27 protein-coding genes and 1 tRNA gene are annotated in these 22,135 nt (G+C 69.6%); 12 read left to right on the top strand and 16 right to left on the bottom strand.

Going from position 1 to position 22,135, the window contains the following annotated elements; all coding sequences use genetic code 11:
- Window positions 1-19 precede the first annotated feature (19 nt).
- Window positions 20-994 carry a helix-turn-helix transcriptional regulator gene (locus tag ACSQ1L_RS05245; protein WP_435992654.1) on the top strand — a complete coding sequence of 325 codons (975 nt, stop codon included), beginning with the start codon at window positions 20-22 and terminating at the stop codon, window positions 992-994.
- Window positions 995-997: 3 nt separating this feature from the next.
- Here the strand turns inward: ACSQ1L_RS05245 and ACSQ1L_RS05240 are convergent, their stop codons facing one another.
- From ACSQ1L_RS05240 to ACSQ1L_RS05215, 6 genes are all read right to left on the bottom strand, one after another.
- Entirely contained in the window at window positions 998-1,333 is a 336-nt protein-coding gene (locus tag ACSQ1L_RS05240) for a hypothetical protein (protein WP_435992652.1), read from the bottom strand.
- A gap of 98 nt (window positions 1,334-1,431) precedes the next feature.
- Window positions 1,432-2,970 carry a UbiD family decarboxylase gene (locus ACSQ1L_RS05235; protein WP_435992650.1) on the bottom strand — a complete coding sequence of 513 codons (1,539 nt, stop codon included), beginning with the start codon at window positions 2,968-2,970 and terminating at the stop codon, window positions 1,432-1,434.
- A 10-nt stretch (window positions 2,971-2,980) separates the two neighbouring features.
- A complete protein-coding gene (locus ACSQ1L_RS05230) occupies window positions 2,981-3,634 on the bottom strand; it encodes a Pr6Pr family membrane protein (RefSeq protein ID WP_435992648.1) in 654 nt (217 codons plus the stop codon).
- The gene (locus ACSQ1L_RS05225; RefSeq protein WP_435992646.1) at window positions 3,634-3,882 is read right to left on the bottom strand and encodes a helix-turn-helix domain-containing protein; all 249 of its coding nucleotides are present in this window, start codon (window positions 3,880-3,882) and stop codon (window positions 3,634-3,636) included. Before ACSQ1L_RS05225 ends, ACSQ1L_RS05230 begins: the two co-directional genes overlap by 1 nt.
- 75 nt (window positions 3,883-3,957) lie before the next feature.
- On the bottom strand, window positions 3,958-4,809 hold the full coding sequence (locus ACSQ1L_RS05220; protein WP_435992644.1) for an aldo/keto reductase: 852 nt from the start codon (window positions 4,807-4,809) through the stop codon (window positions 3,958-3,960).
- Window positions 4,810-4,830: 21 nt separating this feature from the next.
- Entirely contained in the window at window positions 4,831-5,709 is an 879-nt protein-coding gene (locus tag ACSQ1L_RS05215) for an alpha/beta hydrolase family protein (RefSeq protein ID WP_435992642.1), read from the bottom strand.
- A gap of 122 nt (window positions 5,710-5,831) precedes the next feature.
- Here ACSQ1L_RS05215 and ACSQ1L_RS05210 point away from each other — a divergent pair, with 122 nt between their 5' ends.
- Window positions 5,832-6,068, top strand: coding sequence for a DUF3297 family protein (locus ACSQ1L_RS05210; RefSeq protein WP_168044841.1), 237 nt, complete (start codon window positions 5,832-5,834; stop codon window positions 6,066-6,068).
- Between the two features lie 3 nt (window positions 6,069-6,071).
- On the opposite strand, the gene ACSQ1L_RS05205 is transcribed toward ACSQ1L_RS05210, so the two are convergent.
- Entirely contained in the window at window positions 6,072-6,848 is a 777-nt protein-coding gene (locus tag ACSQ1L_RS05205; RefSeq protein ID WP_435992640.1) for an META domain-containing protein, read from the bottom strand.
- 190 nt (window positions 6,849-7,038) lie between these two features.
- On the opposite strand from ACSQ1L_RS05205, the gene ACSQ1L_RS05200 reads away from it, so the two are divergent.
- The 6 genes from ACSQ1L_RS05200 (at window position 7,039) to ACSQ1L_RS05175 (ending at window position 12,133) form a co-directional block, all read left to right on the top strand.
- Window positions 7,039-8,469 carry a M20/M25/M40 family metallo-hydrolase gene (locus ACSQ1L_RS05200; RefSeq protein WP_435992638.1) on the top strand — a complete coding sequence of 477 codons (1,431 nt, stop codon included), beginning with the start codon at window positions 7,039-7,041 and terminating at the stop codon, window positions 8,467-8,469.
- A 50-nt stretch (window positions 8,470-8,519) separates the two neighbouring features.
- Window positions 8,520-8,604: transfer RNA gene (locus ACSQ1L_RS05195), tRNA-Leu, on the top strand.
- Window positions 8,605-8,641: 37 nt separating this feature from the next.
- Entirely contained in the window at window positions 8,642-9,211 is a 570-nt protein-coding gene (locus ACSQ1L_RS05190; RefSeq protein WP_435992636.1) for an alpha-ketoglutarate-dependent dioxygenase AlkB, read from the top strand.
- 106 nt (window positions 9,212-9,317) lie between these two features.
- Window positions 9,318-10,754, top strand: coding sequence for a pyruvate kinase (pyk, locus tag ACSQ1L_RS05185; RefSeq protein WP_435992634.1), 1,437 nt, complete (start codon window positions 9,318-9,320; stop codon window positions 10,752-10,754).
- A gap of 28 nt (window positions 10,755-10,782) precedes the next feature.
- The gene (locus tag ACSQ1L_RS05180) at window positions 10,783-11,823 is read left to right on the top strand and encodes a DNA adenine methylase (protein WP_435992632.1); all 1,041 of its coding nucleotides are present in this window, start codon (window positions 10,783-10,785) and stop codon (window positions 11,821-11,823) included.
- Window positions 11,824-11,878: 55 nt separating this feature from the next.
- The gene (locus tag ACSQ1L_RS05175) at window positions 11,879-12,133 is read left to right on the top strand and encodes a hypothetical protein (RefSeq protein WP_435992630.1); all 255 of its coding nucleotides are present in this window, start codon (window positions 11,879-11,881) and stop codon (window positions 12,131-12,133) included.
- Here ACSQ1L_RS05175 and ACSQ1L_RS05170 read toward each other — a convergent pair.
- The 5 genes from ACSQ1L_RS05170 to ygfZ form a co-directional block, all read right to left on the bottom strand.
- A complete protein-coding gene (locus ACSQ1L_RS05170) occupies window positions 12,130-12,729 on the bottom strand; it encodes a ribonuclease HII (protein ID WP_435993649.1) in 600 nt (199 codons plus the stop codon). The two genes, ACSQ1L_RS05175 and ACSQ1L_RS05170, sit on opposite strands and share 4 nt — an antisense overlap.
- A 65-nt stretch (window positions 12,730-12,794) precedes the next feature.
- The gene (locus ACSQ1L_RS05165) at window positions 12,795-13,382 is read right to left on the bottom strand and encodes a DNA-3-methyladenine glycosylase I (RefSeq protein WP_435992628.1); all 588 of its coding nucleotides are present in this window, start codon (window positions 13,380-13,382) and stop codon (window positions 12,795-12,797) included.
- Window positions 13,383-13,451: 69 nt separating this feature from the next.
- A complete protein-coding gene (locus ACSQ1L_RS05160) occupies window positions 13,452-14,006 on the bottom strand; it encodes a hypothetical protein (protein WP_435992627.1) in 555 nt (184 codons plus the stop codon).
- 5 nt (window positions 14,007-14,011) lie between these two features.
- Complete coding sequence (locus ACSQ1L_RS05155; protein WP_435992625.1) at window positions 14,012-14,662, bottom strand: cyclase family protein; 651 nt, start codon at window positions 14,660-14,662, stop codon at window positions 14,012-14,014.
- A gap of 43 nt (window positions 14,663-14,705) precedes the next feature.
- Window positions 14,706-15,497 (bottom strand): CAF17-like 4Fe-4S cluster assembly/insertion protein YgfZ, encoded by a 792-nt coding sequence (gene ygfZ / locus ACSQ1L_RS05150; protein ID WP_435992623.1) that lies wholly within the window; start codon window positions 15,495-15,497, stop codon window positions 14,706-14,708.
- Between the two features lie 84 nt (window positions 15,498-15,581).
- Between ygfZ and ACSQ1L_RS05145 the strand changes: the two genes are divergently transcribed.
- Together ACSQ1L_RS05145 and ACSQ1L_RS05140 are read left to right on the top strand one after the other, a co-directional pair.
- Window positions 15,582-16,535, top strand: coding sequence for a glycosyltransferase family 9 protein (locus ACSQ1L_RS05145; RefSeq protein WP_435992621.1), 954 nt, complete (start codon window positions 15,582-15,584; stop codon window positions 16,533-16,535).
- 9 nt (window positions 16,536-16,544) lie between these two features.
- Window positions 16,545-17,876, top strand: coding sequence for a dihydroorotase (locus tag ACSQ1L_RS05140; RefSeq protein ID WP_435992619.1), 1,332 nt, complete (start codon window positions 16,545-16,547; stop codon window positions 17,874-17,876).
- Here the strand turns inward: ACSQ1L_RS05140 and ACSQ1L_RS05135 are convergent.
- The 3 genes from ACSQ1L_RS05135 to ACSQ1L_RS05125 are packed head-to-tail and all read right to left on the bottom strand — an operon-like array spanning window position 17,873 to window position 19,783.
- Window positions 17,873-18,802, bottom strand: a complete 930-nt coding sequence (locus ACSQ1L_RS05135; RefSeq protein ID WP_435992617.1) for an alpha/beta hydrolase — start codon at window positions 18,800-18,802, stop codon at window positions 17,873-17,875. The two genes, ACSQ1L_RS05140 and ACSQ1L_RS05135, sit on opposite strands and share 4 nt — an antisense overlap.
- 22 nt (window positions 18,803-18,824) lie before the next feature.
- Window positions 18,825-19,490, bottom strand: coding sequence for an SdpI family protein (locus ACSQ1L_RS05130; protein ID WP_435992615.1), 666 nt, complete (start codon window positions 19,488-19,490; stop codon window positions 18,825-18,827).
- Entirely contained in the window at window positions 19,487-19,783 is a 297-nt protein-coding gene (locus ACSQ1L_RS05125) for a metalloregulator ArsR/SmtB family transcription factor (protein ID WP_435992613.1), read from the bottom strand. The genes ACSQ1L_RS05130 and ACSQ1L_RS05125 overlap by 4 nt, the downstream gene beginning before the upstream one ends.
- A 333-nt stretch (window positions 19,784-20,116) precedes the next feature.
- On the opposite strand from ACSQ1L_RS05125, the gene ACSQ1L_RS05120 reads away from it, so the two are divergent.
- Window positions 20,117-20,446 (top strand): hypothetical protein, encoded by a 330-nt coding sequence (locus tag ACSQ1L_RS05120; RefSeq protein ID WP_435992611.1) that lies wholly within the window; start codon window positions 20,117-20,119, stop codon window positions 20,444-20,446.
- A gap of 12 nt (window positions 20,447-20,458) precedes the next feature.
- Here the strand turns inward: ACSQ1L_RS05120 and erpA are convergent, their stop codons facing one another.
- Window positions 20,459-20,836 (bottom strand): iron-sulfur cluster insertion protein ErpA, encoded by a 378-nt coding sequence (erpA, locus tag ACSQ1L_RS05115; RefSeq protein ID WP_435992609.1) that lies wholly within the window; start codon window positions 20,834-20,836, stop codon window positions 20,459-20,461.
- 77 nt (window positions 20,837-20,913) lie between these two features.
- Between erpA and ACSQ1L_RS05110 the strand changes: the two genes are divergently transcribed.
- Window positions 20,914-22,089, top strand: coding sequence for a deoxyguanosinetriphosphate triphosphohydrolase (locus tag ACSQ1L_RS05110; protein WP_435992607.1), 1,176 nt, complete (start codon window positions 20,914-20,916; stop codon window positions 22,087-22,089).
- Window positions 22,090-22,135: the final 46 nt, after the last annotated feature.

Genomic DNA, 22,135 nt, shown 5'->3' with positions numbered 1-22,135 from the left:
TATCGGCTACAGTCGAAAAATGCGCGCCAGCCGACTGCTCTCCATCCTGCTGCTGCTCCAGACCCGGGGGCGGATGACGGCCGAGGCGCTCGCGGCCGAGTTCGAGGTATCGGTGCGCACCATCTACCGCGACATCGACCAGCTGAGCGCGGCGGGGGCGCCTGTCTACGCCGACCGCGGCCGATCGGGCGGATTTCAGCTGCTGGACGGCTACCGCACCCGGCTGACCGGATTGACCGATGCGGAAGCCGAGACGCTGTTCCTCGGCGGCCTGTCGGGACCGGCGGCGCAGATGGGCTTCTCGGGGGCGGTGACCACCATGCAACTGAAGCTGCTCGCGGCCCTGCCGCCCGAACGGCAGGCGGCGGCGGAGCGGCTGGCCGGGCGATTCCATCTCGATCCGGTCGGCTGGTATCAGAACCCGGACGAGGCCGGGCGCCTGCCGGCCATCGCCCAGGCGGTGTGGAACAGCCGGCGCATCTCGGTGCGCTACGAGAGCTGGAAAGGCGAGGTGCGCCGCGAGCTCGAGCCGCTGGGCCTGATCCTCAAGGCCGGGCTTTGGTATCTCGCGGCGCGGCCGGCGGACGGACACGGGCGCGAGCCGCGCACCTATCGCGTCGCCAACATTCTCGACCTGACCGTCAGCGACCTGGCCTTTGAGCGGCCGGAGACCTTCGACCTGGCGGGCTGGTGGACAGAGACTTCGCGGCGGTTCGAGACGGAGATCTTCACCGGCCAGGCGACCCTGCGACTGTCGCATGAGGGGCTGAGACGGCTGGCCCGGCTGGGGGTGGAGCAGTCCCGGATCGCGGCGGCCGTCGATGCGGCCCCCGGTGATGGCTGGGCCGAGGTCGTCGTGCCGATCGAGTCGGTCGAGCACGCCGCGATCGACTTTATGCGGCTGGGCGCCGAGGCCGAGGTGCTGGCTCCGCCGGCCCTGAGGGTCGAGATGCGCCGGACGGCCGAACGGCTGGCGGCGCTTTACCGGGTCTGAGGCCTAGCGGTTCCGCTTGGCCTCGAGCCGGTCGACGGTCCGCTGGACGTCCGTGCGGCGGCGGTTCAGCTCGTTGAGCTGGTTTTGCTGGGCCTCGGTCAGCCCGCCCTGTGCTTCCGCAGCGGCCTGGATGTCGGCGATCTGGGTGTCGATCTCGAACACCATGCTCTCGGCTTCGAACAGGCGATCCTCCTCGGCCTCGCTGAGGGCCGGACGGGGCGGAGGGGAACGGCGAGGCGAGCCCCGCCCCGTCAGGACCTGGGCGTCGGCGGCCACGGGCAGGGTGATGACCGGCATGGCGATGGCGAGCGCGAGGGCCGTGACGAGGGTGCGTTTCATGAGGGTCTCCGGGAGGACGCGAACCCGCATGGTAGATTACAGCCTCGTCATCTGAAAAGCGCTTTTTGAACACATTCGGGCGAGTCGCGGCCCTGCCGTCACACCGGTTGCTTCCAGATCGGCGTCCCGTCGCCCGGCAAGCCCAGCCGGTTCCACATCTCCGAGACCCGGTCGACCACAGCCTCGTCCATGCGGATCTCTTCGCCCCATTCGCGCTTGGTCTCGGGCGACCATTTGTCGGTGGCGTCGAGGCCGATCTTGGAGCCCAGGCCGCTGTCCGGCGACGCGAAGTCGAGGTAATCGATCGGGGTGTTCTCGATCAGGGTGATGTCGCGCGCAGGGTCCATCTTGGTCGAGATGGCCCACATGACCTGTTTCCAGTCGCGGGCGTCGATGTCGTCGTCCACGACGATCACCCATTTGGTGTACATGAACTGGCGCAGATAGCTCCAGACGCCGAGCATCACCCGCTTGGCGTGCCCGGGGTAGGCCTTCTTCATCGACACCACGGCGATGCGGTAGGAACAGCCCTCGGGCGGCAGCCAGAAGTCGGTGATCTCGGGAAACTGGGCGCGCAGCAGGGGGATGAAGACCTCGTTCAGGGCTTCACCGAGCACGGAGGGCTCGTCCGGCGGGCGGCCGGTGAAGGTGGTCAGGTAGATCGGATCCTTGCGCATGGTGATGGCGCTGACCTGGAAGACCGGGAATTTCTCGACCGAATTGTAGTAGCCGGTGTGGTCGCCATAGGGCCCCTCATCCTCGAATTCGTCGAGCAGGACGTGGCCCTCCAGCACGATCTCGGCCTGGGCCGGCACCATCAGCGGCACGGTCTTGCAGACAACCAGCTCGGCCTTGGCCCCGCGCAGCAGGCCCGCGAACTGGTATTCGCTCAGGGTGTCGGGCACCGGCGTCACCGCCGCCAGGATGGTGCCCGGATCGGCGCCCAGCACGACGGCGCAGGGCAGGGGCTCGCGCTTGCCGGCCTTCTTGTGCCGGGCGTAGTGCTGGGCCCCGCCGCGATGGGCCAGCCAGCGCATGATGGCCTTGTCCTTGCCCAGCACCTGCATGCGGTAGATGCCCAGGTTGAAGTCGTCCTCGGCCGACTCGGACGGCCCCTTGGTGACGACCAGGCCCCAGGTGATCAGGGGCGCGGGCTCGCCGGGCCAGCAGCCCTGAACGGGCAGGGAGGTCAGGTCGATCTGGTCGCCCTTGAGCACCATCTGCTGGACGGGCGCGGACTTCACCACCTTGGGCCGCATCGACATGACGCTCTGGGCCAGCGGCAGCATCTCCATGGCGTCACCGAGACCGCGCGGCGGAGTCGGGTTGCGCAGGAAGGCCAGCAGTTCGCCGACCTCGCGCAGTTCGGCGGCGGTGGTCCGGCTCTTCTTGTCGAGCGTGACGCCCATGGCGACCCGCTTCACCGTGCCGAACAGGTTGGCGAGGCAGGGGATGGGACTGATCGAGCCGTCGGGCATGACCGGCTTTTCGAAGATCACCGCGGGCCCGCCGTTCCTGAGCAGCCGCGTCTGGATCTCGGTCATCTCGAGTTGGGTGGAGACCGGTTCGGAGACCCGCACCAGTTCGCCCTCGGCTTCCAGAAGGGCGATGAAGTCACGCAGGGATTTGTAGGCCATGCGCCGACGCTTATGCGGCTGCGGCGCTCCTGTCACGCCGTCCGAGGGTGCGGTCGACGGCCACGACCATCAGCCCCGCGCACAGGAAGAAGACCAGCAGGCCCGAGAAGTTGAGCGCGGCGCCGGCCACGCCGAGCTCGTCGACATTGATGAACCAGTAGGGCCACCAGCCGGCCGCGTAGCCGTGGACCAGTGTCCAGCCGCCGTAGATCAGCGGGAAGGCCAGCCATTTCGGCGCGTCGATCCAGCGCAGCCGGCCCTTGGGGGTGAACAGCAGCCAGTCGAACAGGATGGCGGCCGGCATGACGTAGTGCAGCGCGATGTTGGCCACGAGGTCCCAGCCCTGCGGGTTCCAGGTGGCGTGCAGCAGGAAGTGATACACGAGGCCGACGACGACCGCGTACAGGGTCACGCCCGCGCGTACTCCCTCCGATCCGGCCCAGCGGCCGAGCCGGGTTCCGGCGCCGACAACCGGCAGGGTCAGGGCCGCGGCGACCAGCCCGTTGGTCAGGATGGTGAAGAAGCTGAAGAAGTTCAGCGTCAGCTCGGCCGGGCTCATTTCGGGATTCCCGACGAGCATCAGCCTGTATTGCAGCGCCAGCGCCGCCCAGCCGGTCAGGGCGAAGGCCGCGCGCCAGACCAGCGCCGCGCGCGATCCATCCATCAATAGGCCCGCGTGTCGGAGACGAGGGCCCAAAGCGGCAGGCGAAGGGCGCTGGTGGCGGCGCCGAGCTGGGCGGAGGTCAGATGGCCGCGGCCCGCCTCGACCCGCCGGGCCTGCTCGGGCGACATGTGCAGCACGGGGGCGAGGTCATCAAGCGCCATGCCGCGCGCCTCGCGCCATCGCTTCAGTCTCGCGCCGACCGCCGCATCCAGCGGATCGACGCCGGGGAAGCTCAGCACCGAACCCATCGGCGTCACTCCCTTCTGGCGCTACCGGCTATCGTTCGCCCGAGCGCGCGGTGGACGTCCTCTGGCCGGGACGCCTCACGCCCATTCTTGATCCCATTGGAAGGCGGGATCAATCCAGTCGCCAAGGCGGCCGTCCGGCCGGGCCAGGGCGTGGATGCGATCCATCTCTTCAGCCGACAGCGCGAAATCGAAGATATCGAAGCTTTCCTCGGCGCGGCTGACCTTCGTCGTGCGCGGGATGGCGACGACGTCCTGCTGGATCAGCCAGCGCAATGTGACCTGACCGGCCGACTTGCCATGCGCGCGGCCGATCTCGATCAGGGTGGGATCGTCCGCGATCTTGCCCTGGGCCAGCGGCGACCAGGCGGTGATCGAGGAACCGAGCGCCCGGGCGGTCTCCAGCAACTGCGCAAGCTTCAGGTAGGGGTGGTATTCGACCTGGTTGGTGACCAATTTCGCCTTCGACAGCGCCTGGGCCTGGCGGAACTCGGCCGAGGGGAAGTTGGACAGGCCGATGGTCCTGGTCAGACCCTTGTCCTTCGCCCCGTTCAGGGCGCCGAGGGTTTCTTCGAACGCGGGCTTTTTCTTCGGCCAGTGCAGCAGCAGCAGGTCGGGGGTGAAGCCGAGGCTGGCGGCGGATTCTCCAGCCTGCTCCAGCAGGGCGTCACGGTGGAAGTGATCGACCCAGATCTTGGTGGTCAGCCAGATGTCGTCGCGAACGACGTGGCCGGCCTCGATGGCGTCACGGATGCCGTCGCCCACCGCCGCCTCGTTGCGATAGATCCACGCCGTGTCGATATGGCGGTAGCCGATGCGCAGGGCCTCGGCGACCATGCGACGGGCGTCGTCCGGCTCGAGCATCCAGGTGCCGAAGCCGAGCAGGGGAATGGCGTGGCCGTCGACGGTGATGGCGGGCTGGTCGGTCATGGCGGGCTCCGAAGGGTCCGCTTACCTAGGCCGCCCCGGCGCCGGTTCAACCAGCCAGTCGAACATCTCGTCCCACAACGCTTCCATGCCCCGCCGGAAGGCGCCCTCGTGACCGATGCGGGCGACCCCGTAGTCGGCGGGCGCGCGGACCACTACTTCGCGCGGCGCATTGGGATAGACATCCAGCAGGATCGGAGAGGTGACCGGAGTGGCGATCGGGTCGTCGGTGAAGATCCACGAGCGGATCGGGGCCGTCACCGCCTCGAAATGGTGCGGTCGCAGCCGGTCCTTCAGCTCGTCGCGGAAATAGGCCTGCTTCAGGCACCAGCGCCGCCAGGTCTCCCAGACGCCGCGCGGCAGGTCCGTTCCCGCCCACAGGCCGCCGCCCTTGATGTAGCCGCGCCGGAACAGACTCCACGGGCCGTAGCCGAACCAGAAGAACAACTCGAGCGGGTTGTAGGAGCGGTGGTGCCGACCCCAGTAGCCGCTGCCCACCGAGACGAAGGCGTGGCGGGCGATACGGTCCTGATTGGCCATGAAGCCGAGGAAATGGCCGCCGACGCTATGGCCGACGTGGGCGACCGGCACGTCCGGGGCTGCCTCGATCAGGGCGTCGAGCGCGGCGGGCATGTCGAGGCGGCCCCAGTCAGGATAGTCCATCCGCATGGCGGCCAGGTCGTCCGGCCGCGATCCGGCGATGCCGCGGAAGTCATAGGTCAGCACTGCCGCGCCCCTGGCCGCCAGATGACGGGCGAACCGGTCGTAGAAGCCCTTGGGGAAGCCGGTGCCGGAACTGATCAGCACAGCGACGGTCGGCCGTTCGGCCGAGATCAGGCGCATCGACAGCGGATAGCCGTCAGCGGCGGGGGCGCTGAAGTCGCGGATGACTGGGTCGCTCATCAGGGGTCCGTAGCTATTCACAACTAACCTAGCCGATTGACGCGAGGTCAGGTCAAGCTCTCTTGGAGTGGACGCCGTCCTCGGCTAAAGCCCGCGACCTGTCCTTCGCCGAGCGCTTCACCATGACCGACCTTCCCGACCGCCTGTCCGTCGACCCCGACAGCCCGTTCCACGACGCCGACCTGCTGGCGAAGGGCATCGGCGTCCGCTTCAAGGGCGAGGACAAGACCAATGTCGAGGAATACTGCGTCTCGGAAAGCTGGGTCCGCCTCGCCGTCGGCAACCGCGTCGATCGTCGCGGCAAGGCGCTGACGGTTAAGCTGCAGGGACCGGTCGAGCCCTACATCAAGGGCGAGTGAGCCTCACCCGACCCTGTCGAACTCGACCTGTTCGGCCGCGCTGTCCAGGATCAACGACCCGTCCTGAATGATTGTGGCGCGGGTCACGCGGTCCATGAACGCCCCAAAGCGCTGCTCGAACGGGCTTGTCATGCGCTCGCAGACCGCGCCGTCGGCCGGGGTCACCTCCATCAGCGTTCCATCCCGCCGATAGCGCCAGCCAGAGAAGACGCAGGCGTTGGCGTCGATCCGCCCGTCGGTGATCGTGATCTCGATCGGCTCCTCGCCGGCGGGCGGCGCAGCGCCGTGGAAAAATTGCAGCCGCCAGCGGCCGGTGATGTCGTGCCGCGGGAGGGGCGGCGCGGCCTCGAAGGTCAGGCTGGCCTCGGGACCAGTCAGCCGCAGGTTTCCGTTACGGCGTTCGGCCCGGGTCACCGCCGACAGGGTGCGGCTGAACTCCGTTTCCCACGTCGAGAGACCGCGGGCGCACATCGCTCCGGGATTGGCCTGTGTGACGACAAGGCGATCCCCTTCCCACGCATAGCGCCGCCAGAAGGCTACGCACTGGGAGCGGGCGCGGAGGGTGAAGTCGCCCACCGTCATCAGGATCGGGTGCATCGAGTCCGTATCGTCGGGCGCCGGGGCCGGGCGGCCGTTCATCGCTGTCAGCCGCCATTCCCCACGGATGTCGGCGGGAGCCGGGGCCGCGGCGGGCGGCGGCAGAGCGGGCCGCTGCGCGGCCGGAGGCGGGGCGGCGGGGCCGCAGGCGGCGAGGCACAGGGCGAGAAGGACGGCGCGCATGATCTCAGAGCGAATGAGCCGGGCGACGGTTTCATCTCCGGCCGTCCCGGGCGCCGCGGGGCCTGGCCGGGCCATATCAAAAGGAACAGGCCGGCTTATGCAGCTGCTGACAAAACTCCGGCGCCGATCGCTTCTCCCTACGGCGTGCGCGGTCTAGGTTCGGGTTCCTTCTGAGTCCCCGGAGCCGCCGATGTCCCTGTCCGCCCGACTTCTCGCCGCCAGCGCCCTGGCGCTGACCCTCGTCGCCGTGCCGGCGACGGCCCAGGACGCCGCCACCATCGAGCGGGCCGGCGCGATCCGTGACGCGGCCATGGAGCGGAACATCGCCATGGACTACGTCACCCAGCTGACCACCCGCTTCGGCGCGCGGCCGGCGGGGTCGAAGGCCGAGCAAGACGCCTCGGCCTGGGCCGCCGACTACATGCGGGCGCAAGGATTCCAGAACGTCCGCATCGAGGAGTTCCCACTGGTCGGCTGGGAGCGGGGCGAGGAGAGCGTCGCCATCGTCGGCGCGCGACCCCAGCGGTTGGTCGCGGCGGCGCTGGGTCATTCGCCCGGCACCGACGGCGTGATCGAGGCCGAGGTGGTGCGGTTCGAGACGCTGGAAGACCTCAACGCGGCGCCGGCCGGGTCGCTGGCGGGCAAGATCGCCTATGTCGACGCCGGCCAGATGGTGCGGATGCAGAGCGGCGCCGGCTACGGCCCGCTGACCCGCATCCGGGGCGCTGGCCCCGGCGCGGCGGCTGCCAAGGGGGCGGCGGCCTTCATCATGCGCTCGGTCGGCTCGGACGAGCACCGCATGCCGCACACCGGCACCACCCGCTATGTCGACGGCCGGGTGCCCGTGCCGGGCTTCGCGCTCAGCGCGCCGGACGCGGACCAGCTGTCGCGGCTGATCGAGATGGGCGAGACGGTGACGCTGCGGCTCTCCTCGACGGCCCACACCTACGAGACCGTGTCGCAGAACGTCGTCGGCGACATCGTCGGGCGCTCGCGGCCGGAGGAAGTCATCGTGCTGGGCTCGCACATGGACAGCTGGGACCTCGGCACCGGGGCGATCGACGACGGCGCCGGCGGGGCCATCACCCTGGCTGCGGCCAAGGCCATCGCCGAGAGCGGACGCCGTCCGGCGCGAACCGTCCGCGTGGTGCTGTACGGCTCGGAGGAAGTGGCTCAGCCGACCGACACCGGCAATGGCGGCGGCGCCTATCTCCGCGGCATCGGCGATGCGGTCGAGGACCATGTAATCGCCGGCGAGAGCGATTTCGGCGCCGACCGGGTCTACGCCCTCGGCCTGCCGCCCGGCGCCCAGGATTCCGATTTCGCCCGGGCCGCGGCGCGCGTCCTGTACCCGATCGGCGTACTGGCCTCGCCGCAGCCGGAACTGCACGGCGGCGCCGACATCGGTCCGCTGGCCGGAGCCGGCGTTCCGGTGTTCGGCCTGAACCAGGACGGGACGCGCTACTTCGACCTGCACCACACGGCGGACGACACCCTGGACAAGATCGACCCGGAACAGCTGGACCAGAACGTCGCCGCCTGGGCCGCGCTGGTCTGGCTGATTGCCGACTCGGACGTGGACTTCCGCGCCATGCGGCCGGCGGAGGCGGCGGCGCACTGAGCCCGGGCCGCATGGCCGCCGGGTACGCACCCTGCTAGACAGCCAAGGCCGCGAGCGTGGCGAAACTGGTAGACGCAAGGGACTTAAAATCCCTCGACTTCGGTCATGCGGGTTCGACCCCCGCCGCTCGCACCACGGCCGAGCCAAACAGGCGTCGGCGCGTTTGAGGCGGATGGCCCGCGTGCAACTGAGCCTGTTCGACGCCCCGCCCGCGCTGCCGGACGGGCTGCGCTACGCAGGGGATGTGATCTCCGCGCCCGAGGCGGACCGGCTGGTGGAGGCGTTCGCCGACCTGCCGTTCGAGGCCTTCGACTTCCATGGCTTCAAGGGCAATCGCCGGGTGGTGTCGTTCGGGTGGCGCTACGATTTCAGCGCCGCGAGGCTGAAGGACGCGGAGCCGATGCCGGCGTTTCTCGGCGCCGCGCGGCGGGCGGCGGCGGATTTCGCGGGCGTGAATCCCGCCGTGATTGAGCACGCGATGGTCACCGAATACGCGCCCGGCGCAGGGATCGGCTGGCACTGCGACCGGCCGGAGTTCGACAAGGTGATCGGTCTGTCGCTGGTGTCTCCGGCGGTGCTGAGACTGCGCCGCCGGGAGGGCGTCGGCTGGCGGCGGGCGTCGCTGCCGCTGGAGCCGCGCTCGGCCTATCTGCTGGACGGACCGGCGCGCCGGGACTGGCAGCACAGCATCGCGCCAGGTGAGCGGCTGCGCTATTCGGTGACATTCCGGACGTTCAGGTGACGACCGTGCGCATAACTTCGTGTTTCCGGCGGCGAACCGACCTTAACCGGGCGCGCTTTCATGGGCACAAGGGAGGCCTTCCCCTTTCAGGCGGTATGGATATTCGATGAAAAGAGCCCGGCGCGCCCGCATCGTCGCGACCCTGGGACCCGCCAGCCGGGCCCCCGGCACGGTCAAGGCCCTGGCCCAGGCCGGAGTCGACGTGTTCCGCCTGAACTTCAGTCACGGCTCGCATGACGACCACGCGGCGGCGCTCAAGGCGGTGCGTGGGGCCGAGCTGGCGCTGAAGCGGCCGCTGGGGGTGCTGGCCGACCTGCAGGGCCCGAAGCTGCGGTTGGGGCGGTTCGCCGACGTCGAGATCGATGTGAAGCCGGGCCACAAGATGCGCTTCGACCTCGACCCCTCGCCGGGCGACGAGACCCGGGTGCAGATGCCGCACCCGGAGATCTTCAAGGCGCTGCGCACCGGCATGCTGCTGCTGCTCGACGACGGCCGGGTGCGGCTGCGGGTCGGCGAGCGGTCGGACGAGTGGGCCGACGTGACGGTCGAGAGCGGCTCGAAACTGTCGGATCGCAAGGGCGTGGCCGTGCCCGAGGCGGTGGTGCCGGTTTCGGCCCTGACCCCCAAGGATCGCGAGGATCTCGCCTTCGCCCTGCGCGTCGGCGTCGACTGGGTGGCGCTCAGCTTCGTGCAGAAGGCCGAGGACATGGCCGAGCTGAAGCAGATCGTGAAGGGCCGGGCCGCCTGCCTGGCCAAGATCGAAAAGCCGCAGGCCCTGAGCCAGTTGGAGAACATCCTCGACTACTGCGACGGGGTGATGGTGGCGCGCGGCGACCTGGGCGTCGAGCTGGACCCCGAAGAGGTGCCGGTGGTCCAGAAGCAGATCATCCGAGCCGCCCGTCAGCGCGGCGTGCCGGTGATCGTGGCGACCCAGATGCTGGAGTCGATGACCTCCGCCCCCGCCCCGACGCGGGCGGAGGCGTCGGATGTCGCCAACGCCGTCTATGAGGGCGCCGACGCCCTGATGTTGTCGGCCGAGACGGCGTCGGGCGACTATCCGCTGGAGTCGGTCGGCATCATGAACCGCATCATCGAGCGGGTGGAGCGCGACCCCATCTGGCCCAGCCTGATGGACGCCGAACACGCCGGCATGGACGACATCGACGCCGACGCGCTCGTCGCCGCCGCCCGCAAGGCGGCGGAGGCCCAGTCGACGGCCTGCATCGTGGTCTTCACCACCTTGGGCGGGACGGCGCGGCGGATGGCGCGCGAGCGGCCCCTGCAGCCCATCCTGGCCCTGACCCCCAATCCCGACACGGCTCGACGGCTGTCGCTGGTCTGGGGGCTGGAGAACCGGCTGGGCAAGGAGCCGGCCTCGCTGGAGGACGTCACCGAGGACGCCGTCGCCAGCGCCGTGGAGTACGGTCTCGCCGAGGCGGGCCAGCGCGTCCTGATCCTGGCCGGCACGCCCTTCGGCGCCCCGGGGGCTGCGAATCTGCTGCGCCTGGCCCATGCTCCCAGCAGGGGCGGTCGCAAGGGCTGACCCGGAGCGTCGTTCCAAAAGGGTCGGCATGATCAAATACATCGGCTCCAAGCGCGCCTTGCTGGGCCATGTGACGGCGGCGGTGGCGGCGGCGCTCCCGGACGGCGGGACCGTCTGCGACCTGTTTTCGGGCACTGCGCGGGTCGGTCATGCCTTGAAGAAACAGGGCTTCCGGGTCTGGTCGAACGACCACAACGCCTACGCCCATGTTCTGGCCACGGCCTATGTGCAGGCGGACCGGGAGCGCTGGCTGGGACGGGCCGAAGGCGTGCTGGCGGAACTGCGGGCGGTGACGCCTGACGCGGGCTGGTTCACGAAGACCTTCTGCGAGGACGCCCGCTATTTCACGCCGGAGAACGGGGCGCGGATCGACGCCATGCGCGACCGCATTGCGGCCATGGAGCTGGAGCCCGAGCTGGAGGCCATCGCCCTGGTCAGCCTGATGGAGGCGGCGGACCGGGTCGATTCCACGGCCGGGCTGCAGATGGCTTATATGAAATCCTGGGCCAGCCGGGCGCTGAAGCCGCTGGAGCTGCGCCTGCCGGACGTGCTTCCGGGCGTGGCGACCGGAGCGTGCAAGGCGACCCGGGCCGACGCTGTCGAGCTGGCCCCGCAGGTAGAGGCCGACCTCGTCTATCTGGACCCGCCCTACAACCAGCATTCCTACCTCGGCAACTACCATTGCTGGGAGAGCCTGGTGCTGTGGGACAAGCCGGAGACCTACGGGATCGCCAACAAGCGGATCGATGTGCGCACGAGGAAGAGCGCCTTCAACAGCCGCCCCGGCATCGCCCCTGCGCTAAAGGCGGTGATCGAGGGGGTGAAGGCTCCGAACCTGATCGTCTCGTTCAACGACGAGGGCTATCTGGGTCGCGACCAACTGGTCGAGATGCTGTCGACGCGAGGCGAGGTGCAGGTCATCGAGATCGCCCGGCCACGTTACGTCGGCGCCCGCATCGGCATCCACAATCCGAAGGGCGAAAAGGTCGGCGCCGTGGGGCGGCTGCGCAACGTGGAATACCTGTTCGTGGTCAGCGACCGGCGCGTGAATCTGGCCGACGCGGCGTGAGCGCGGGCGCACGGAACGCGAGCGAGTCCCGACCGTTGTGTCGGGCATGGAACAGATGACCATCACCCCCTCGCGCCGCCTCCAGGCCCATCACGCCTACGGCCGGGCGGTCGACGCCTTTGAGCCTGTCGCCTGGAGGCCGCCGACGGCCGCGCGCTTCGACAGCCATGTCGCCAACGATGTCGCGCCCCGGCGGGAACCGGCCTTTTCGGACATGGCCGACGGGATTCCGGGGTGGCTGACCGTAGTGCTCGGCGGCGTTGTCGCGGCGTTGGCGGGCGCGCTGATGGGCGGCGCCCTGCACATCTAGGTTTCCAGCAGCGCCCGGATCGGAGCCCAGCCGCGGCGGTGGGCCGGGCAGGGGCCGAGGGCCTCAAGCGCCGCCTGATGCACCGGGGCGTTGTAGCCCTTGTGGGAGGCGAAGCCGTAGCCGGGGTATTCGGTGTCCATGGCGATCATCAGCCGGTCGCGCGCCGTCTTGGCGAGAATCGACGCCGCAGCGATCGATAGCGACAGGCCATCGCCTCCGACCACCGTCTGCACGTCGCACGGCAGTTTGAAGCGGTAGTTGCCGTCGACCAGCGCGGCGACCGGCTGCACCGCCATCGCCTCGATGGCGCGGCACATGGCGAGGCCCGTAGCGTGCAGGATGTTCAGTTCGGCGATCTCCTCGACCGAGGCGAAGCCGACGCCCCAGGCGACGGCGCGGGCCTTGATCTCGATCTCCAGCGCCTCGCGCCGTTCGGCGGTCAGCACCTTGGAGTCGTCGATACCCTCGGGCAGGTCGTCCGGGCTCAGGATCACCGCGCCGGCGGCCACGGGTCCGGCCCAGGGACCACGCCCCGCCTCGTCGACGCCACATACGGGGCCGGCGCAGGACTGGATCAGCACCGTCTCGAGCGCCAGCGTCGGGAAGCCGCGCGGCGCCTTGGCGGCGGCCTTCTTCTTCGCAGGTGTCTTCGCCGGGGACTTCACCCGTCGGCCATCGCACGAACCTGCCGGTGACGGAAGCACTCGACGCCGTGATCGTTGACCATGCCCACAGCCTGCATGAAGGCGTACACAATCACCGGCCCGCAGAACGTAAAGCCACGCTTCTTCAGCGCCCTGGCCATGGCTTCGGACTCCGGGGTGGCCACCGGCCGGGCGCCGCTGTCGGGCCAGTGGTTCTGGATCGGCGTCCCGCCGACGAACGACCACAGCCACTCGCTGAAGTCCTCGCCCTGCTCATGCATCTCCTGCCAGATCCGCGCGCCCTTGATCGCCGAGTTGATCTTTGCCCGCGAGCGGATGATCCGCGCATCGCCCAGCAGCCGCTCGATATCGGCCTCGCCGTAGGCGGCCACCTTTTCCGGATCGAAGCCGTCGAAGGCGTCGCGCATGCCCTCGCGCTTCCTGAGGATGGTGATCCACGCCAGCCCGGCCTGGAACCCGTCCAGCACCAGCTTCTCCCACAGAGCGCGGGGATCGTACTCGGGCACGCCCCATTCCTCGTCGTGATAGGCGACATACAGCGGATCGGTCCCGCACCAGGCGCAGCGGTGGAGTGAGTCGGACATGGGGGAAGGGTAGCGGTTTGAGGGTAATGACGCAGGCGCGAGGTTATCAGTCGTCAGCGAGCTTTTGAGTTATTGCTCGTCCTCTGCCCGCAGTGGCGTCCTATACCAGTCGAATTCAGCCAAAAGGCTCGCCGCCTCTCCGTCGTACTCAGGGCGATAATGATGGAAGTGGTTGGCGAGCGGCTGGACGATGCCTTCCTCAAATCCCTGCTCACAGAGCGCGCTGATCACATCGTCAAGCGACTCCCCCTCGGCAAACAGCATATTGTGCCTGTCCCAAACCAGAGTTCGACCTGAGTTTGGCGAATAGACCCACAGGTCGTGCCGCGCATCATCCGCGAAAAACGACCTGTATTTGATCAGGAAACGATCCAACTCCCGCCTTGAAAGCTCCGTGCTCTGATACCGTCCTGGCTCGCCTTCACCTCTAGGCGTGTGAAGGACATACAGGACGTAGAACGGCTCCGGCATCAGCACCGAAAGCCGCTGGATCAGGTCGGCTTGTCCGTCCGGGACATAGGTAATCACGCGGGGCTTGCCCGTTTTCATCACCTGCTGCTCAAAAAGGGCGCGGGGCGACTGGTCGACGTCGTTCCCGTTCAGCTCCAAACTCAGTTTGCGCATGGCCTTCACCCCACCTCCGCGAACGCCCGCACCGGAAACGTCCCGAACGCCTTCACCTTCGGCGGGGTGGCGCTGAAGCGGAAGCCGTCGTCGGGCAGCAGCTCCAGCCCCCGCATGTGCTCGCAGATCGGAATGCCCGCGCCCAGCAGCCGGGTGTGCGCCGGCCGCGCCCGGGTCCGGGTGTCGTCGATGTTGTGCGAGTCGATGCCGACCAGCGCCGCGCCCGCCTCGACGAGGAAGGCCGCGGCGGCTTCGGTCAGGAAGGGGTGGTCCTCGAAATAGGCGTCGGTGCGCCAGTGGCGGGCCCAGCCGGTATGGACCAGCACCGCCCTGCCGCGCAGGTCGCGGCCCGCGAAGCGGTCAGCGTCGATGGCCTGGACGTCCGGCGCGCGGACGACGAGGCCCGGCAGGCCGGCGACCCGTTCGAGGCCGACCTGGCTCAGGTCCTCGCCATCGGCGTAGCGGTGGAAGGGGGTGTCCAGATAGGTGCCGGTGTTGCCGACCATCTCGATCCGGCCGATCTGGAATTCCGTGCCGGGCTCATAGTTCGCCCGCGACGCCTCGCGGCTCAGATGATCGCAGATCAACGGCGCCGGCAGGCCCTTGTAGGTGATCATGCCGGCTTCGATGGTGTGGCTGAGGTCGATCAACGGCATGCGGCGGGTCCGGGCGGGTGGGCTCCGGATGATGGGCGCGGGATCAGGAACGGTCCATCCACCCCGGCCAGCGCACCTCGACAGGTCGCCCGTCCACCGACAGCGCGCCCTCCAGCCGGTCCAGCCGGAGCAGGGCCGTGGCCGCGCCGGCCTGACCGCCGAGCACCTCGCCGGCGCGCAGGGTCCCGTTCAGCACCTCGGCGCCGAAGGGCGGGGGCGGGCCGTCGAAGGTGACCGGCAGCATGCGGTTCTTGATGCTGCCGCGGCGCTTCATGCGGGAGGTGGTCTCCTGGCCGACGAAACAGCCCTTCTGGAAGTCGATGCCGTTGAGGAGGTCGAAATTGGCCTCGATCGGATAGGTCTTGTCGGACGGCGCGTCCGCGGCCGGGTCGGGCACGCCGACGGCGAGGCGATGACGCTGGTAATCGGCCTCGGTGGCGTTCGTCTCGTCCTCGCCGCCGTAGCGCCGGCCGCCGAGGCCGGACGCACGCGGGTCGGCGGTGAATCCCTCCAAGACCTCGGGCCAGCAGGCGAAAGTCGGTGCGTCGTCCGCCTCGACCGTCACCTGGGCGCGGAGCCGGTACATGGCCAGCCGCTGCAGCAAGGCGTCGCGGCGGTCGGCGGCGACGTCCAGCAACACCCCGTCCGCCTCGCCCCGCAGGAACAGGTCGAAGAGCAGCCGGCCCGGCGGGGAGAGCAGGGCGCCGAAGCGCAGGTCGCCCTCGGCCAGCGTATCGACATCCTGGGTCAGGAGGTTGTGCAGGAAGGGCCGGGCGTCGGGGCCGGAGACCCGGATCAGGGCGCGGCTGTCGAGGCGGGCGATATGGGTCGTCATACGGCCTAGATAGGGCCGCGACCGCCTGTGGACCACACCCCGTGAAACGCTGATTGAAAGGGAGAATCCGTATACGGTCCAGGCATGACGGGTCGGTTCCCCATCCTCTATGTCGCCGAGGCGGGCGCGCAGGACGCGGTGCTGTCGTCCGGCGTGCTGGCGTATCTGGTCGAGGCCATGCCGATGGCGCGCTTCACGGTGGTCGGATCGCCGGCCAGTGCGCCGCTGTTCGCCGAGACTCCGCGGCTGGACCGGCTGATCGTGCTGGAGAAGGAGAGCCGGCTGGACTGGATCGGCCTGTGGAACCAGGTGCGGGGGACCAACTGGGGGCTGGTGGTCGACATGAGGGGGTCGGCCCTGTCCGGCAAGCTCAAGCGCCAGAAGCGGGCGGTGCGCGGCGAGCGGGAGCCGGGCGTGCACGCTGTCGAACTGGCGGCGCGGGTGCTGCAACTCGACGAGATTCCGGGGCCGAGGCTGTTCGTGTCCGAGGCCACGCGGGCGTCGGTCGAGGCGCTCCTCCCCGCGGGCGACGGACCGCTGCTGGCCATCGGGCCCGGAGCGGCGTGGATGGGCCGACGCTGGCCCGCCGAGCGCTACGCCAAGGTGGCCTCAACGCTGGTGGGCGAAGGCGGCCCGCTGGCCGGCGGGCGGGTGCTGATCGTCGGCGACGAGACCGACCGCGACGCGGCCCACACCATCCGCCTGGCCCTGCCGCGGCGCCGCACGATCGAACTCCACGGCCGGCTCAGCCCGTTGCAGGTGGTCGCGGCGGTGGGCCGCAGCGCGCTGTACCTCGGCGGAGACTCATTGTGGACGGACCTCGCCGTGGCGTCGGGCGTCCCGGTCGTCGCCGCCTATGGACCGTCGGATGAGGTCGAGCGGGGCCCGTGGGGCGGGGTGGCGGTGCGCGGGCCGCGCTCGGTGGAGGAATACCGCAAGATCGATCCGCGGCTGGACCAGGCCATCGAGCACATGAACGACCTGCCGGCCGAGCGGGTGCTGAAGGCGGCTCGCAAGGCGCTGGCGGAGCGCGTATAGGGCCGGGTCATGACCCAGAATTACGACCTGATCGTCCGTGGCGGCGAGGTGGCCAATCACGCCGGACGCGGCATGGCCGATGTCGGCGTGATCGACGGCAAGATCGCCTTTATCGGCGACCTGTCGCAGGCCAGCGCGGGCGAGACGGTGGACGCGGCGGGGCTGACGGTGCTGCCGGGGGTGATCGACACCCAGGTGCATTTCCGCGAGCCGGGGCTGGAGTGGAAGGAAGATCTGGAGACCGGCAGCCGCTCGGCGGCGCTGGGCGGGGTCACCGCCGTATTCGAGATGCCGAACACGGAGCCGGCGACCACGGACCCCGAGGCGCTGGCCGACAAGCTGGCCAGGGCGCGGGACCGGATGTGGACCGATCACGCCTTCTACATGGGCGGCACGCACGAGAACGCGAAATACCTCGGCGAGCTTGAGCGGCTGCCCGGCTGCTGCGGGGTCAAGGTGTTCATGGGGGCCTCGACCGGCACCCTGCTGGTCGCCGACGACGACGGGGTGCGCGAGGTGCTGAGCCATGTGAAGCGGCGCGCCACCTTCCATTCCGAGGACGAGTACCGGTTGGCCGACCGGCGCCCGCTGGCGCGCGCCGGCGACTGGACCAGCCATCCGGAGGTGCGCGATCCCGAGAGCGCCATCATGAGCACGCGCCGGCTGGTGCGGCTGGCGAAGGAGACCGGGGCGCGCATCCACGTGCTGCACGTGACCACGGCGGAGGAGGTCGAGTTCCTGGCGAACCACAAGGACGTGGCGACGATGGAGCTGACGCCGCAGCACCTGACGCTGGACGGCGACGAGGCCTATGAGCGGCTCAAGGGCCTCGCCCAGATGAATCCGCCGATCCGCAACAACTACCACATCGCCGGGCTGTGGCGGGGCATCGAGCAGGGCGTCGCCGACGTGCTCGGCTCCGACCACGCGCCGCATACGCTGGAGGAGAAGGCCCGGCCCTATCCGGCTTCACCGTCGGGCATGCCCGGGGTGCAGACGCTGGTGCCGGTGATGCTGACCCATGTGGCCAACGGGCGGCTGAGCCTCGATCGTTTCATCGACTTGACTTCGCACGGGGCCAACCGGGTGTTCGGCATCGCCGGCAAGGGCCGGATGGCCGAGGGCTATGACGCCGACCTGACCCTCGTCGACCTGAAGGCCAGGCGGGTCATCAAGCACGAGGACATGGCGACGCGGGCGGGCTGGACCCCGTTCGACGGCTTCGAGGCGACCGGCTGGCCGATGGCCACCCTGGTGCGCGGGCGGGTGGTGATGCGCGACGGCGACCTGATCGGATCCGCTCACGGGCGGCCGGTGCGGTTCCAGGAGACGCTGGCCTAGCGCGGCTGCAGGATGAAGCCGGCGACGTCGTCAACGACGCCGGGCGCCAGCGGCAGGGCCGGGTCGCCGTAGGTGGCGATGTTGGCCGCGCGATCGGCGGGCGCGAGCTTCAGCAGGTGGTTGACGCCGTCCCACAGCACCAGCTTCGCGTCGGGCCTGGCTGTCGCCAGGGCGCGGGCGTCGGTCTCGGTGGTCTGCAGGTCGGTGGTTCCCTGGCCGATCATGACCGGGCCGTCCCAGGACGCGATCAGGTCCGCCGGGTCCAGCGCCAGCCACGAGATCAGGTAGGGCTGCACCGATGGCCGCAGCAGCGCCGCGAGCGCCGGCGGGGTATCGGCCACGAGACGGCCGGCCTCCAGCTCCGCCAGGGCGTGGAAGGCCTGGGCGCGCATCGGCTCGGGCAGTTGCGACCCGAGCTGTTCCTCGATCACGACCCGCGCGGGGCGGCCGGCCCCGGACAGCAGGACCAGGCCGCAGACCTTGTCGTTCCCGCCCTCGATCGCGGCAAGGGCGACCAGCGCGCCCTCGCTGTGGCCGATCAGCCATGCGCAGGGCTGTCCGGCCCGCGCCGCGGCCTCGGCCGCCCAGGCGCGGGCGTCGTCGGCGTAGGCGAAGAAGCGCAAATCGGCCTCGGCCGGGCCCGCCGCCGCGCTTTCGCCGATGCCGCGCTTGTCCACGCGGATGGTGGCGACGCCCTGTCCGGCCAACCCTTCGGACAGCCGGCGATACGTCCCGCCGACGATGCCGAACTGCGGGCTGTCGCCGTCGCGGTCGGTGGGGCCGGAGCCGGGCAGGATCACAGCCGCCGCTCGCGGCGCCTCCGGCGTCAGGAACGTCCCATGCAGCGGCGCGGGCTCGGACGGGAGGCTCACAGGGGTGGCGACCGGGTCGGACAGCAGGGCGGCGGCGAGGATCAGGCTCAGCATGGCGGACTCCTTGGCGACAGGGTCAGAAGGGTTGGCGGTCGGGATCGGCGCGCCAGACGCGCCAGCTTTCGACGACGGCCCAGAGCATGGCTATGAGCAGGCCAGCGCCGAGAACCATCAGGCCCGCCGGCTGGGGCGCGACGGCCGAGGCGGCGAGGCCGAACAGGCCGAGCATGAACAGCAGCCGGCCGGCCAGGCGATTGCTGCGGTCCCAAGCCAGGCGGCTCTTGTATGTCCATGGCGTGCGCAGGCCGACGAAGGGATTGGGTCCCACGCGGCCGAGCAGGGCCCCGGCGGCGAGCAGGATCAGGCTGAAGCCGGCCATCGGCAGGCCGCCGGCGATGGAGACGACGCCGCCGAGGCTGGCGCCGCCGGCGAACAGGGCGACCCCGAGCAGGACGATTAACGACACCAGCTGAGCCATCCTCAAGGCGCGGCGGCGGGCGGGGTCGTCGGTCCGGCCCGCCGCCAGTCCGTTGCCGCCGGCGATGACGACGATGAGTACGCCGAGGGCGGCGATCAGTCCGCCGACCTCGCCGCGGCCGCCCCAGCGGTCGACCTCGCCATCGAGGCCGTAGTGGACCGGCATCAGTTCGAGAGGGCCCGCCAGGATGACGCCGATCCCCGCGGCGGCGACGATCAGGCCGATGACCAGGGTGGCGATGTCGGCGGCGGACAGGCGGGTCATGGACGGGTCTCCTCTGTGGGGTCGGGATCCGGGGCGCGGGCGCCGGTCATGGCGAGCAGGAAGGCGAGGGCCTCCTCGACCGCCGAGATTTCCAGCCGGTAGCGGATCGAGGCCCCGTCGCGCTCGGGCGAGACCAGCCCCGCCTCCTTCAGCGCATTGAGGTGGCCGGTGATGGTCGGCCAGCTCATGTCGAAGGCGGCGGCGATGTCGCCGGACGCCATCGGTCCCTTGCGCAGCATCTCGATGATGCGGCGGCGGACCGGATGCGACAGGGCCTTGAACAGGGTGTTCATAGGGAAGAGGCTAATTAGGAACTTGGCTAAGTGCAAGCGCTTTCGGGGCGAGGGGAAGGGATCAGGGCGCCGCCCTATGGCGGGTTCAGGACACTGAGGCGGCGGCTTGTTCAGAAGGAACAGGGGCTTGCCGGCCAGGATTATGATCGCCGTCCCATGAACTTGCAGCCAGCATTTGTGTCGTCTCCCGTGGCGGCCGCGCTGGAACGAAGGCGCTGGTGATCTGTTCACCGAACGAACCGTGGTCGCGGAAGAGGATAATTTCTTCACGCAAGCAACTGCGGTCCGAGGCGCGACCACGCAATCAGCCGAACCGTTGCCAGGAGATCGATGATGTTGATCCGGAGTAAGCTGAAAGCCGTCCTGACGGCGCTGGTCGTGACCGGCGCAGCCTCGGCGGGGGCGGTTCACGCACAGGACAGCACCGCCCCCGGAACCCGGGCCGAGCCCGTCGTGGTCGAGCGCGGAGCGAACGGCCGGCCGACCTCAGTGCGCATCGAGGGCGTGGTCTATGCCGTGTGCGTCACCGAGAACCAGGACAGTTGCATTCAACCCCGCGAGATAGGGTTGGGCTTCGGCGATCGCCCGCTGCAGCATTGGCCCGGCGTGCCTGTCAGCGAGAGACGCGCACCTGCCCGACCCGCCGCTTCGACCAGTCGCTGACCGGCGCCGCCCTCAGATCGAGAAGCTGACCCCGCAGCCGCAGCTCGACGCCGCGTTCGGATTGCGCACCACGAACTGGGCGCCGGCCAGGTCATCGACGAAGGCGATCTCGGAGCCCTTGAGGAAGGGCAGGGACACCGGGTCGACGAGGGCCGCCTGGCCGTCGGCCTCGATGCGCAGGTCATCGGGCTCGGCGGCCTCGACCAGTTCGAACCGGTACTGGAAGCCGGAGCAGCCGCCGCCGTCGACGGCGACGCGGAGCAGGACGGGATGACCGTCGGCCTCGGCCAGTTTCGCCAGACGCCGGGCGGCGCTTTCGGACAGGCTCAGGCCATGCCCGCCGGCGTGGGGCGAAATCTCGAAGGCGGGGGCGGCCAGATCAGTGCTCATTGGACGGTGCTCACAGGGGGCTATATGAGGCGCGCAGGGCCGATCGCAAAGGCCCGCCATCGAATGAGCAGCCGACGTTGATCCCCGAGCGCGCCGCCTATGCCGAATATCCCGAGCACAGCCGCGGCCGGCTGACGCCCGAGCCGATCAGCCGCACCCGCAACGCCTATGCCCGCGACCGCGACCGGATCATCCACGCCACCGCCTTCCGCCGCCTGAAGGAGAAGACCCAGGTCTTCGTGGCGCACGAAGGCGACCACTACCGCACCCGCCTGACCCATTCGCTGGAGGTGGCGCAGATCGCCCGCTCGATCGCCCACGCCCTGCGGCTGGATACCGACCTGGCCGAGACTGTGGCGCTGGCGCACGACCTGGGGCATCCGCCGTTCGGCCATTCGGGCGAGGACGAGCTGCAGGCGCGGATGGAGCCGTGGGGCGGCTTCGACCACAACGTCCAGACCTTCCGCGTGGTGACCCGGCTGGAGCATCGCTACCCGCAGTTCGAGGGGCTGAACCTGAGCTGGGAGACCGTCGAGGGGGTGGTCAAGCACAACGGGCCGGTGTCGCACCGGCTGGAGGAGCCGGCGTGGAAGGCGATCGCCGACTATGCGCCGGGCTGGGACCTGCGGCTGGACAGTTTCGCCTCGCTGGAGGCGCAGGCGGCGGCGCTGGCGGACGACATCGCCTACAACAACCACGACGTCGACGACGGGGTGCAGGCGGGGCTGTTCACACTCGAGGACCTCGCCGAGGTGCCGCTGATCGGACCGGTGCTGCACGGGGTGCGCAAGGACTGGCCGGACATCGACGAACGCATGGTCCGCATCGAGGCGGTGCGCCGGATGATCGGGGTCATGGTCGAGGACGTGCTGGCCGAGACGGAGGCGCGGATCGAGATGGCCGGCGTGCGGTCGACCGAGGACGTGCGGACGGCGGGGCGGCCGCTGGTCGGCTTCTCGCACGGCATGCTGGCCGATCTGGGGGTGCTGCGGTCGTTCCTGTTCGAGCGGATGTATCGCCACTATCGCGTCAACCGGACGCGCAGCCAGGCGCGGCGGCTGCTGGGCGAGATGTTCGAGCTGTTCATGGCCGATCCGGGCACCCTGCCGCCGGAGTGGTCGGGCAAGGCGGGGAACTGGGACGAGGCGCGGCGGGCGCGGGCGGTGTGCGACTACATCGCCGGCATGACCGACCGGTACGCGATCGAGGAGCACAGGAAGCTGTTCAGCCTGGATCTGGCGCTGGACCTTTAGGCGTTTCCCTTTCCCGGGATGATGGAGATGGCCTGAAAAAGGACTC

The sequence above is a fragment of the Brevundimonas sp. LjRoot202 genome (assembly GCF_964253355.1).
Classification (GTDB): Bacteria; Pseudomonadota; Alphaproteobacteria; order Caulobacterales; family Caulobacteraceae; genus Brevundimonas.
The sequence above is the reverse complement of the archived record's forward strand: the minus strand, read 5'-3'. Positions and strand labels throughout refer to the sequence as shown.

Bases quoted from the DNA above. Each gene is read 5' to 3' on its own strand.
- ACSQ1L_RS05245 (WP_435992654.1), top strand. From the start codon at position 20: ATGCGCGCCAGCCGACTGCTCTCCATCCTGCTGCTGCTCCAGACCCGG.
- ACSQ1L_RS05240 (WP_435992652.1), bottom strand. From the start codon at position 1,333: ATGAAACGCACCCTCGTCACGGCCCTCGCGCTCGCCATCGCCATGCCG.
- ACSQ1L_RS05235 (WP_435992650.1), bottom strand. From the start codon at position 2,970: ATGGCCTACAAATCCCTGCGTGACTTCATCGCCCTTCTGGAAGCCGAG.
- ACSQ1L_RS05230 (WP_435992648.1), bottom strand. From the start codon at position 3,634: ATGGATGGATCGCGCGCGGCGCTGGTCTGGCGCGCGGCCTTCGCCCTG.
- ACSQ1L_RS05225 (WP_435992646.1), bottom strand. From the start codon at position 3,882: ATGGGTTCGGTGCTGAGCTTCCCCGGCGTCGATCCGCTGGATGCGGCG.
- ACSQ1L_RS05220 (WP_435992644.1), bottom strand. From the start codon at position 4,809: ATGACCGACCAGCCCGCCATCACCGTCGACGGCCACGCCATTCCCCTG.
- ACSQ1L_RS05215 (WP_435992642.1), bottom strand. From the start codon at position 5,709: ATGAGCGACCCAGTCATCCGCGACTTCAGCGCCCCCGCCGCTGACGGC.
- ACSQ1L_RS05210 (WP_168044841.1), top strand. From the start codon at position 5,832: ATGACCGACCTTCCCGACCGCCTGTCCGTCGACCCCGACAGCCCGTTC.
- ACSQ1L_RS05205 (WP_435992640.1), bottom strand. From the start codon at position 6,848: ATGCGCGCCGTCCTTCTCGCCCTGTGCCTCGCCGCCTGCGGCCCCGCC.
- ACSQ1L_RS05200 (WP_435992638.1), top strand. From the start codon at position 7,039: ATGTCCCTGTCCGCCCGACTTCTCGCCGCCAGCGCCCTGGCGCTGACC.
- ACSQ1L_RS05190 (WP_435992636.1), top strand. From the start codon at position 8,642: ATGGCCCGCGTGCAACTGAGCCTGTTCGACGCCCCGCCCGCGCTGCCG.
- pyk (WP_435992634.1), top strand. From the start codon at position 9,318: ATGAAAAGAGCCCGGCGCGCCCGCATCGTCGCGACCCTGGGACCCGCC.
- ACSQ1L_RS05180 (WP_435992632.1), top strand. From the start codon at position 10,783: ATGATCAAATACATCGGCTCCAAGCGCGCCTTGCTGGGCCATGTGACG.
- ACSQ1L_RS05175 (WP_435992630.1), top strand. From the start codon at position 11,879: ATGACCATCACCCCCTCGCGCCGCCTCCAGGCCCATCACGCCTACGGC.
- ACSQ1L_RS05165 (WP_435992628.1), bottom strand. From the start codon at position 13,382: ATGTCCGACTCACTCCACCGCTGCGCCTGGTGCGGGACCGATCCGCTG.
- ACSQ1L_RS05160 (WP_435992627.1), bottom strand. From the start codon at position 14,006: ATGCGCAAACTGAGTTTGGAGCTGAACGGGAACGACGTCGACCAGTCG.
- ACSQ1L_RS05155 (WP_435992625.1), bottom strand. From the start codon at position 14,662: ATGCCGTTGATCGACCTCAGCCACACCATCGAAGCCGGCATGATCACC.
- ygfZ (WP_435992623.1), bottom strand. From the start codon at position 15,497: ATGACGACCCATATCGCCCGCCTCGACAGCCGCGCCCTGATCCGGGTC.
- ACSQ1L_RS05145 (WP_435992621.1), top strand. From the start codon at position 15,582: ATGACGGGTCGGTTCCCCATCCTCTATGTCGCCGAGGCGGGCGCGCAG.
- ACSQ1L_RS05140 (WP_435992619.1), top strand. From the start codon at position 16,545: ATGACCCAGAATTACGACCTGATCGTCCGTGGCGGCGAGGTGGCCAAT.
- ACSQ1L_RS05135 (WP_435992617.1), bottom strand. From the start codon at position 18,802: ATGCTGAGCCTGATCCTCGCCGCCGCCCTGCTGTCCGACCCGGTCGCC.
- ACSQ1L_RS05130 (WP_435992615.1), bottom strand. From the start codon at position 19,490: ATGACCCGCCTGTCCGCCGCCGACATCGCCACCCTGGTCATCGGCCTG.
- ACSQ1L_RS05125 (WP_435992613.1), bottom strand. From the start codon at position 19,783: ATGAACACCCTGTTCAAGGCCCTGTCGCATCCGGTCCGCCGCCGCATC.
- ACSQ1L_RS05120 (WP_435992611.1), top strand. From the start codon at position 20,117: ATGTTGATCCGGAGTAAGCTGAAAGCCGTCCTGACGGCGCTGGTCGTG.
- erpA (WP_435992609.1), bottom strand. From the start codon at position 20,836: ATGAGCACTGATCTGGCCGCCCCCGCCTTCGAGATTTCGCCCCACGCC.